The following is a 10,023-nucleotide window of genomic DNA, read 5'->3' as shown; positions in this document are numbered from 1 at the left end:
GCTCAACCATGCCGCCGACTTGCTCGCTTTGATCCGGGTGGACCAAAAAGATGATTTCGTAATGACGCATGAATGCTCCTTACGGGTTGTAGCCTGCCGCTCAAAAACGGTCAGACAAGGAGTGAATGACACTTATGGACTTGCTGGCGCGGGGCACATGAGTGCCTGCCCTCACAGCAAGGGGCGCAATTGTAGAGAAGGGACAGAAGAGGTGCAAGGCAATTGGTGATTATTTGAACAATCACCAATGAACACCTGTAGGAGCTGCCGAAGGCTGCGATCTTTTGATTTTGTTTTTAAAGACAAGATCAAAAGATCGCAGCCTGCGGCAGCTCCTACAGGGGGCTTATTTCTTGGCAGCAGGCTTGGCTTTTACGCCGCGCTGACGCTGGGCTTCGAACAGGCAGACGCCCGTTGCGACCGAGACGTTGAGGCTGCTGACGCTACCGGCCATCGGCAGCTTCACCAGATAGTCGCAGTGTTCGCGGGTCAGGCGACGCATGCCTTTGCCTTCGGCGCCCATGATCAGAATGGTCGGGCCCGTCAGATCCTGGTCGTAGATGCTGACTTCAGCTTCGCCTGCTGTGCCGACAACCCACAGACCGCGCTGCTGAAGCTTTTCCAAGGTGCGCGCAAGGTTGGTCACCGCCACCAACGGAATCACTTCCGCCGCGCCGCAGGCCACTTTACGCACGACCGGTGTCAGCGTTGCCGACTTGTCTTTCGGCACGATCACCGCCAGCGCACCGGCCGCATCGGCCGAACGCAGGCAGGCGCCGAGGTTGTGCGGATCGGTCACGCCGTCAAGCACCAGCAGCAACGGTGCGCCGTCAGTGCGATCGAGCAGCTCGTCGAGCATCGCTTCGCCCCAGACCTGGCTCGGGCTGACTTCCGCGACCACGCCTTGGTGAACGCCTTCAACCCAAGCGTCCATTTCGCGGCGCTCGGCCTGACCAACCTGGACACGATTCTCGTTGGCCAGCTCAACCAGCGTCTGCACGCGCGGATCGTTGCGGCTTTCAGCCAGCCAGATCTGCTTGACGCGCTTCGGGTGGTGACGCAGCAACGCTTCTACCGCGTGAACGCCGTAGATTTTTTCCAACTGACTCATGACTTCGCCTTCGGTTTACGTGCCCCGCCACTTTTGGCTGGAGCAGAACCCGCTTTTGGCGGGCCTTTACGATGTTTGCTCGGTTTTGCTGGCTTGCCGCCGGAGGCCTTTTCAGGCGCCGACCGCCCGGTCTTTCCCCCAGGCGCCGCTTTACCACCGTTTTTGGCGTCGGAAAGCAGAGCCTTCTTCATTTCACGGCTTTTACGCAGCTCGGCGTTTTTCGCCACAGCGTCGCTTGGACGATAGGCTTCGGGAGCTTTCTCTTTCGCTGGACGGCGACCTGCGGTTTTTGCAGGAGCCGCTTCGGCTTTTTCCTTCGCGGCTGGCGCAGCAGTTTCAGCACCACGTTTTTTGCGACCGATCGGCGCGCTGATGGTTTTTTCGGCCATCTCGAAGTCGATCTTGCGCTCGTCGAGGTCAACGCGCATGACGCGCACTTCAACGGTATCGCCGAGACGGAAGCTACGACCGGTGCGCTCGCCCGCCAAGCGGTGATGCACAGGATCGAAGTGGTAGTAATCGCCCGGCAGCGCGGTGACGTGCACCAGGCCTTCGACGTAGATATCGGTCAGTTCGACGAACAGACCAAAACCGGTCACCGCCGTGATCACGCCAGGGAACGACTCGCCCACGCGATCCTTCATGAACTCGCACTTGAGCCAGTTCACCACGTCGCGGGTCGCTTCGTCGGCACGGCGCTCGCTCATCGAGCACTGCTCGCCGAGTTGCTCCAGCGCCGCTTCGTCGTACGGATAGATACGCGCTTTCGGAATGGTCATCGCACCGGCACGGCGAACGTGCGGGGTGTCCTGTTTCGAATGGATCACGCTGCGGATCGCGCGGTGCGTGAGCAAATCCGGGTAACGACGGATCGGCGAAGTGAAGTGGGTATAGGCTTCGTAATTCAGGCCGAAGTGGCCCTGATTGTCAGCGCTGTACACCGCTTGGCTCAGCGAACGCAGCATTACAGTCTGGATCAGGTGGAAATCCGGACGATCCTTAATGCTCGCCAGCAGTGCCTGGTAGTCCTTCGGCGACGGGCCGTCTTTGCCTTTATGCAGGGACAGGCCGAGCTCGCCAAGGAAGGCGCGGAGTTTTTCCAGACGCTCCGGTGGCGGGCCATCGTGGACGCGGTACAGCGCAGGAATTTCGTGCTTCTTGAGGAATTCGGCGGTGGCCACGTTGGCCGCCAGCATGCATTCTTCGATCAGCTTGTGCGCATCGTTACGGGTGGTCGGACGGATCTCGGCAATCTTGCGCTCGGTACCGAAGATGATCCGGGTTTCCTGCGTTTCGAAATCGATCGCGCCACGTACATGACGAGCAGCCAACAAAACCTTGTACAGCGCATACAGCTGCTTGAGGTGCGGCAGAACGTCGTTGTACTCACCGCGAAGCTGACGCGCCTCGGTGATTTTCGGCGTTTCCAGCATCGCGCTGACTTTGTTGTACGTCAGGCGAGCGTGGGAGTGGATCACCGCTTCATAGAAGCAGTAGTCGGTCATTTCGCCGGATTTGGAGATGGTCATCTCGCAAACCATGGCCAGACGATCGACGTGCGGGTTCAGCGAGCAGAGGCCGTTGGACAGTTGCTCAGGCAGCATCGGCACAACACGCTCGGGGAAGTACACCGAGTTGCCGCGCACTTGCGCTTCGTTGTCCAGCGCCGAACCGATTTTCACGTAGCTGGAAACGTCGGCAATCGCCACGTACAACTTCCAGCCGCCGGAGAACAGGCGCAGCTTGCCCGGTTTGGCTTCGCAATAAACCGCATCGTCGAAATCGCGGGCATCTTCGCCGTCGATGGTGACGAACGGCAGATGGCGCAGGTCAACGCGCTTCTCTTTGTCTTTCTCTTCGACTTCCGGCTTGAGCTTGGCGGCTTCTTTCAGTACGGCTTCGGGCCAGACGTGCGGAATGTCGTAAGTGCGCAGGGCAACATCGATTTCCATGCCCGGCGCCATGTAGTTGCCGACCACTTCGACCACATCGCCTTGCGGCTGAAAGCGCGGCGTTGGCCAGTGGGTGATTTTCACCTCAACGAACTGACCGATCTGCGCGTTGGCGTTACGGCCCGGCGTGACCAGCACTTCTTGCTGGATCTTCGGGTTGTCGGCAACGACGAAACCGATGCCGCCTTCTTCGAAGTAGCGACCGACGATGGTTTCGTGAGCACGCGAGACCACTTCGACGATCACGCCTTCGCGGCGACCGCGACGGTCAAGACCGGAAACACGGGCCAGCGCACGGTCACCGTCGAACACCAGACGCATTTGCGACGGGCTCATGAACAGGTCATCGCTGCCGTCGTCCGGCACCAAGAAGCCGAAACCGTCACGGTGACCGCTGATGCGACCGAGGATCAGGTCGAGCTTGTCGACCGGCGCGTACGTGCCGCGGCGGGTGTAGATCAGTTGAGCGTCGCGCTCCATGGCGCGCAGGCGGCGGCGCAGGGCTTCGATCTGGTCTTCTGTGGTCAGACCAAACTCTTCGACCAGTTGCTCGCGGGCAGCAGGCGAACCCCGATCGGCGAGATGCGCCAGGATCAGTTCGCGGCTAGGAATAGGGTTTTCATATTTTTCCGCTTCACGAGCGGCCTCGGGATCGAGGGACTGCCAATCGGCCATTAGAGAGTTTTCACCTTGTCTATATGCGGGTTAGTTTGGCATAGGCGCCATGAAACGGGAAATTTCCGACTCTATAAGGCGCGTATCCGGGGCTGTAACGTTGCTTGAAAGCCGTTTTGACCACCGCTGGTAAAAAAAATCATGTTTTTTGCTGAGAGGGGTTTACAGTTAAAAAGACGCTCCGTATAGTGCGCGCCATCGACGACGCACAGCGTTGCCGATACTGCCCAGATGGTGAAATTGGTAGACACGCCAGCTTCAGGTGCTGGTGACCGCAAGGTCGTGGAAGTTCGAGTCTTCTTCTGGGCACCAATTTAGAGTTTGAGACTAGATCAGTTTCAAGACTCACACAAAAACCCGCGAAAGCGGGTTTTTTGCATTCTAAGGAACGCTTTTGTTAAAACCGATTTATTAAAATTAAATCAGGGGTTTACAGATCAAAAAGCGCTCCGTATAGTGCGCCACATCAACAGCGGGAACGCTAGCGATGATTGCCCAGATGGTGAAATTGGTAGACACGCCAGCTTCAGGTGCTGGTGACCGCAAGGTCGTGGAAGTTCGAGTCTTCTTCTGGGCACCAATTCAAATTCAAGGTTACGGCCTTGGATTTCACAAAAACCCGCGAAAGCGGGTTTTTGCGTTTCTGCCCTCCCGGAACCCTGATATCTCCATGTAGGAGCTGCCGAAGGCTGCGATCTTTTGATCTTGTTTTTCCAAAGAGCAAGATCAAAAGATCGCAGCCTTCGGCAGCTCCTACATTTCAGCGTACCCCGCCGTATCAGAGCTGGCGGCCTCTCGCAAGGCGCACTTGAGAAACAATATCGTTTATCATTGTTGCAAGTTTTTGCAATGCGACAGTGAGGAACCCTGCGAATGACGTTTCGAAATACCCTGCGCCGAGGCCTGACCTTCACCCTTCTCGGCCTGGCGCTCGCCACTCCCCTCACCCAGGCTGCCGATGCGGTTTCCCTGACTCTCTATAACGGCCAGCACAAGGAAGTCGGCGACGCGATCGCCAAAGCCTTCGAAGCCAAGACCGGCATTCACGTCAATGTCCGCAAAGGCAGCAGCAATCAGCTCGCCAGCCAGGTCATCGAAGAAGGCGACCGCTCCCCCGCCGACGTGATCTACACCGAAGAATCGCCGCCGCTGAATAATCTCGGCGAACTCGGCCTGCTGGCGAAAACCGATGACGCCACTTTGGCTGTGCTTCCGGAAAAATATGTAGCCGGCAACGGCACCTGGATCGGCGTCACAGCGCGCGTTCGCGTGGTTGCCTACAACCCGAAACTGGTCGATGAAAAAGACCTGCCGAAATCGGTGATGGAATTCTCCGATCCGAAGTGGCAAGGCAAAGTCGGTTTCGTGCCAACCAGCGGCGCGTTCCAGGAACAAGCCGTAGCGATCATCAAGCTGCACGGTCGTGACGCCGCCGAAGAATGGCTGACTGGCCTGCGCGCATTCGGCAAAACCTACAGCAACAACATGGTTGCCCTGAAAGCTGTGGAAAACGGCGAAGTCGCTACCGTGCTGGTGAACAACTACTACTGGTTCGCCCTGCAGCGCGAGAAAGGCAAACTCGACTCGAAACTGCATTACTTCACCGGCGGCGATGTCGGTGGCTTGATCACCGTATCCAGTGCTGCCGTGCTGAAATCCAGCAAGCATCCAAAAGAAGCCCAGCAATTCCTCGCCTACATGGCCAGCGAAGAAGGTCAGCGCGTGATCACTCAGACCACTGCCGAATACCCGCTGCACAAAGGCATGGAATCGGATCGCGGGCTCAAGCCGTTCAGCGAGCTGGAAGCGCCGAACGTAACGCCGGCCGATCTGGGCAATGCCGAAGAAGCGCTGGAACTGGAACGTGAAGTTGGCTTGAACTGATGGCCGCATCGTTATCCGCCCCCGCCGCGCGCGGGGGTTACGTACCAAAGCGTAAGCGGCCGTCGATCTGGCTGGTGCTGCCAGTGTTGCTGCTGGTGGTGCTCAGCCTTTTGCCGCTCGCCTATGTCGGACTGAAAGCCTGGCAGGCCGGCTGGGCCGAGGCGCTGCACTTGCTGTGGCGGCCGTATGTGTTCGGTCTGCTGCGCAATACCTTGGCATTGATGGTTGGCGTAACCCTCACCTGTGGCGTGATTGGTCTGTCGCTGGCCTGGCTGCTGGAACGCAGCAATTTGCCGGGGCGGCGCTTGTGGGGCGTGATTCTGTGCCTGCCGTTCGCGGTGCCGGCGTTTGTCAGCAGCTTCACCTGGGTCTCCTTGAGTGCGCAGTTCGAAGGGCTGGGCGGGGCGATTCTGGTGATGAGCCTGTCGAAATACCCGCTGATCTTTCTGCCGGTAGCGGCGACCCTGCGCAATCTCGATCCCTCCCTTGAAGAGTCCGCACGCACCCTCGGGCAGAATCGCTGGGGGGTGTTTTTCCGCGTCACCCTGCCGCTGCTCTGGCCTTCGCTGTTGGCCGGTTCGCTGCTGATTGCCTTGCACATGCTGGTGGAGTTCGGCGCGCTGTCGATCATTGGCCTGCAAACGTTCACTACCGCGATCTATCAACAGTTCGAGCTGGAATTCAGTAACGCCAACGCAGCGATGCTTTCCGCGGTGTTGTTGGCGCTGTGTCTGTTGCTGTTGTGGCTGGAACTGCGCGTGCGGGGCAAAGGCCGGCATGTGCGCACCGGGCAAGGCGCGGCGCGTCAGGCTGAGCAGGTTCGATTGGGGCGCTGGGCTTCGCTGGGTCAGTTGTATTGTCTGGCGCTGGCGATTGTCGGCAGCGGGATTCCGCTGGGCATGCTGGCCTACTGGCTGGCGGTCGGTTCGTCGGCAGCCTTTCCGGTAGCGGCGATCACCGAAGCATTGCTGTCGTCGCTGGCGTTGTCGCTGGGCGGCGCGGCGTTGTGCCTGGTGCTGGCAGTACCGGTTGGTTTGCTGGTGGTGCGATACAAAGGCCAATTGGCGATTTGGGCTGAGCGTCTGCCGTACCTGTTGCACGCGCTGCCGGGCTTGGTGATTGCGCTGACGCTGGTGTATTTCGCCCTGCATTACGTGCCGGCGCTGTACCAGACTTCGGGGTTGTTGCTGATCGCTTATGCGCTGCTGTTTCTGCCGCTGGCGCAGGCACCGATTCGTACCGCACTGAACAAGGCTGCGCCGCAGCTTGAAGAGGCTGCACGGACGCTGGGCGCTTCGTCGTTCACGGCGTTTTGCCGGGTGACGTTGCCGATTATTTTCCCGGCATTGGGCGCGGCGTTTGCGCTGGTGTTTCTCGATGCGATGAAGGAATTGACGGCGACGCTGCTGCTGAGTCCGACCGGACTTAACACGTTGGCGACCGAGGTGTGGGCGCATACCGCGAATGTCGAGTTTGCGGCGGCGGCGCCTTACGCGGCGTTGTTGATTTTGGTGTCCGGGTTGCCGGTGTATCTGCTGACGACGCGGATGTATCTGAACCGCTAAAAGATCGCAGCCTGCGGCAGCTCCTACAGGAGATTAATGTAGGAGCTGCCGCAGGCTGCGATCTTTTGATCCTAAGCCCTGAACTGCCCCAGACTCGCCTTCAGCTGCGCAGCCAAACCATCCAGCACCTTGCCACTCGCCGTGGTTTCCACTACCGCCTGCGCCGCTTTCTCGGCCTGCGCATGAATCGTCTCAACCCGCCCACGCACCGCCTGCGCGCCTTGCGCCTGATGCGCCGCTGCCTGCGTCGCCAGACCAATCGCCGCATGCACCTGCTCAACCGAGGCCTGCACCGATTGCTGCAACCGCGCACTGTCGCGCAACACCAGCAAGCCTTCGCTAGCCTGACGCCCGGCCTGACCAATCGCCTCAACCGCCTCACGCGCACCCTGCTGCAAAGCAACAATGTGCGCCTGAATATCGCCGGTAGAGCTTTGCGTCTTGCTCGCCAACGCACGCACCTCATCCGCCACTACCGCGAACCCACGCCCGGTTTCACCCGCGCGCGCCGCTTCAATCGCTGCGTTCAGCGCCAGCAAATTGGTCTGCTCGGCGATCCCGTGGATCACCGTCAGCACCACTTCAATCTGTTCACTCTGCTGCGCCAGTCGCTGAATGACCTTCGCTCCGGTGTCGACCTGTCCCGCCAACGCCTCAATCAAGCCGCCGACCTTGGCCGATGTGCGCGTGTTCTCATCAGTGGCCTGACGAATATCCACCACCTGCTTCAACGCCGCCTGCATCGCATGGCTTTCAGACTGTGCCTCGTCGGCCATTTGCGACAGTGCGCGCAGACTCTCCGCCACTTCATCACGCTGCATCCCGGCCGCCGCATCGGCACCAGCATTGCGCAGAGTCATCGCGCCGATTTCCACGCCGGTACGCTGGGCGACATCGCCCGCCTCGCGCACGATCGGCTGCAACTTATCGACAAAGCGATTGACCGCCGAGGCCATGTCGCCGATTTCGTCTTTGCTGTTGATCTGCACCCGCTTGGTCAGATCGCCCTCGCCCGCTGCCAGATCATCCATCGCGGCATTGAGCATCTTCAGGCGATTGACCACGCGATGGCCCAACACCACGGCCAGCAACAGCAGCACGCCGCAGCCGACCAGCGCCAGGCCCAGACCGATTCTCCAGCGCAGCGTCGCCGCTGCCTCTTGCACGGTGCTGGCGGTATTGGCTTTCATTTCAGCAGCGGTGGATTGCGCCGATTGCAGACGCGCTTGCATGGCTTTCGCGCTATCGGCGGCGGCACCTTGAAGGCTGTCGCCGACCAGTTGATCACTGCTGGCGATCAGCGCCGAGAAACGTTTGTCCAGCGCTGCCAGATCGGTTTCCACCGACGCCGTGGAAACACCCATCAGCACCTTGCCGATTTCCACGCCGTTGGGATTGATCGAGGCTTCGAGGTAGTAAACCGACGGATCGTTTTTCGCCGCATCCAGCACTTTATCCAGCGCACGCTCGCCTTGGCCTTTTTCCAGCAAGGCTTTGTTGATCGGGTTTTCGCGGTTGAGATAACGGGTCAGGTGCTGGCCGGTGGCATCGTCGTACACCACAAACAGCACGTTGGGATTGCGCTGGGCACGACGGGCGAACTCAGAGAGGGTCGGCACGTCGCTGTCCCACATCGCGCGCGGCGCAACGGAGGCGAGCAGTTGCGCCATGTCATTGGCCGAATCCTTGAGGTCTTTTTCCAGAGTCGCACGCAGCTGTGCCTGCTCATCCTTCAGACGCGTGGACAAACCGGCGGTCAAGCGCTGGCGGGTGCTGCTGGAAAGATTGTCCAGGCTCGACGTGACTTCACGTCCGGCCTGCTCTAGTTCACCAGAGAGTTTCTGGCTGTCGGCACCGAGGCGCACGGCCAGATCGGCTTCCAGCGCCGTGACGGTGCTCCGTGTCAGGGCGACGGCCACCAGCACTTGCACCAAAAGGGCGATACCAAGGGTAACGAATACCGGGCGCAACAAACGGCTTTGTAACAGTGAGAGAACGGCCGACACTGTGAATACCTCTACTTCTGACGCCATTAATTTGATGGCACTCTTGTAGGAAGTTTCACAGCAAAGGTCATGCCGTCCGACAGGCATAAACGACAAAGGCCCCGATTAAGGGGCCTTTGTTTTTTACATCAACGACTTATCAAGCAAACGGATGACGCAGAACGATGGTTTCGTTGCGATCCGGGCCCGTCGAAATAATGTCGATCGGTGCGCCGATCAACTCTTCAACGCGCTTGATGTAGGCACGAGCGTTAGCCGGCAGCTCTTCCAGGGTTTTGGCACCCACGGTCGATTCAGTCCAGCCCGGCACTTCTTCGTACACAGGCTGCAGGCCTACGTAGCTGTCAGCGTCGGTCGGAGCAACGGCGTTGCCTTGCGCGTCTTTGTAGCCGACGCAGATGTTGATGGTTTCCAGACCGTCGAGTACGTCCAGCTTGGTCAGGCAGATGCCCGAGATGCTGTTCACATCGATAGCGCGACGCAGGTCGTGCAGCTCGGCAGTCACGTCGAGCATCAACGGCTTGAGCAGCTCAGCGTATTCCTTGCACTCGGCCAGAGTCTTTTCGAACTCAATGGCTGGCTCTTTGTAGTAACCGACCAGCATGAAGTTGTGGTAATCCACCAGTTCACGCAGCTTGTCTTCGAAGCGCGGCATGTTCAGCAGGTCGCCAACACGCAGGCCACGACGAGCAACCTTGTCTTCGTACGCCGGGCCGATGCCGCGACCGGTAGTACCGATCTTCAGCTCGCCACGGGCCTTTTCACGAGCCTGGTCCAGCGCTACGTGGAAGGACAGGATCAGCGGGCAGGACGGGCTGATACGCAGACGC

6 protein-coding genes, 2 tRNA genes and 1 pseudogene are annotated in these 10,023 nt (G+C 59.4%); 4 read left to right on the top strand and 5 right to left on the bottom strand.

Features of this window, described 5'->3' with window-relative positions:
* The 3 genes and pseudogenes from ACIP66_RS27120 to rnr all read right to left on the bottom strand — a co-directional run.
* A pseudogene (locus ACIP66_RS27120) lies at positions 1-70 on the bottom strand (30S ribosomal protein S6); the annotation flags it as partial.
* Between the two features lie 276 nt (positions 71-346).
* Complete coding sequence (rlmB, locus tag ACIP66_RS27115) at positions 347-1,111, bottom strand: 23S rRNA (guanosine(2251)-2'-O)-methyltransferase RlmB (RefSeq protein ID WP_008078316.1); 765 nt, start codon at positions 1,109-1,111, stop codon at positions 347-349.
* Positions 1,108-3,738: a ribonuclease R gene (gene rnr, locus ACIP66_RS27110; protein ID WP_400652234.1), complete on the bottom strand. Its 2,631-nt coding sequence runs from the start codon at positions 3,736-3,738 to the stop codon at positions 1,108-1,110. Before rnr ends, rlmB begins: the two co-directional genes overlap by 4 nt.
* 225 nt (positions 3,739-3,963) lie before the next feature.
* On the opposite strand from rnr, the gene ACIP66_RS27105 reads away from it, so the two are divergent.
* The 4 genes from ACIP66_RS27105 (at position 3,964) to ACIP66_RS27090 (ending at position 7,187) form a co-directional block, all read left to right on the top strand.
* A tRNA-Leu gene (locus ACIP66_RS27105) sits at positions 3,964-4,050 on the top strand.
* A 181-nt stretch (positions 4,051-4,231) separates the two neighbouring features.
* Positions 4,232-4,318 (top strand) — tRNA-Leu (locus ACIP66_RS27100).
* Positions 4,319-4,611: 293 nt separating this feature from the next.
* A complete protein-coding gene (locus ACIP66_RS27095) occupies positions 4,612-5,622 on the top strand; it encodes an extracellular solute-binding protein (protein WP_053116776.1) in 1,011 nt (336 codons plus the stop codon).
* On the top strand, positions 5,622-7,187 hold the full coding sequence (locus ACIP66_RS27090) for an ABC transporter permease (RefSeq protein ID WP_400652231.1): 1,566 nt from the start codon (positions 5,622-5,624) through the stop codon (positions 7,185-7,187). Before ACIP66_RS27095 ends, ACIP66_RS27090 begins: the two co-directional genes overlap by 1 nt.
* A gap of 71 nt (positions 7,188-7,258) precedes the next feature.
* Here the strand turns inward: ACIP66_RS27090 and ACIP66_RS27085 are convergent, their stop codons facing one another.
* Both ACIP66_RS27085 and ACIP66_RS27080 read right to left on the bottom strand, forming a co-directional pair.
* Entirely contained in the window at positions 7,259-9,193 is a 1,935-nt protein-coding gene (locus tag ACIP66_RS27085) for a methyl-accepting chemotaxis protein (protein ID WP_159815251.1), read from the bottom strand.
* A gap of 139 nt (positions 9,194-9,332) precedes the next feature.
* A partial coding sequence (locus ACIP66_RS27080; protein ID WP_400652228.1) for an adenylosuccinate synthetase occupies positions 9,333-10,023 on the bottom strand: 691 nt, incomplete at its 5' end.

The organism is Pseudomonas sp. NPDC088429 (genome assembly GCF_044753305.1).
GTDB lineage: Bacteria > Pseudomonadota > Gammaproteobacteria > Pseudomonadales > Pseudomonadaceae > Aquipseudomonas > Aquipseudomonas rustica.
The sequence above is the reverse complement of the archived record's forward strand: the minus strand, read 5'-3'. Positions and strand labels throughout refer to the sequence as shown.

Bases quoted from the DNA above. Each gene is read 5' to 3' on its own strand.
- rlmB (WP_008078316.1), bottom strand. From the start codon at position 1,111: ATGAGTCAGTTGGAAAAAATCTACGGCGTTCACGCGGTAGAAGCGTTG.
- rnr (WP_400652234.1), bottom strand. From the start codon at position 3,738: ATGGCCGATTGGCAGTCCCTCGATCCCGAGGCCGCTCGTGAAGCGGAA.
- ACIP66_RS27095 (WP_053116776.1), top strand. From the start codon at position 4,612: ATGACGTTTCGAAATACCCTGCGCCGAGGCCTGACCTTCACCCTTCTC.
- ACIP66_RS27090 (WP_400652231.1), top strand. From the start codon at position 5,622: ATGGCCGCATCGTTATCCGCCCCCGCCGCGCGCGGGGGTTACGTACCA.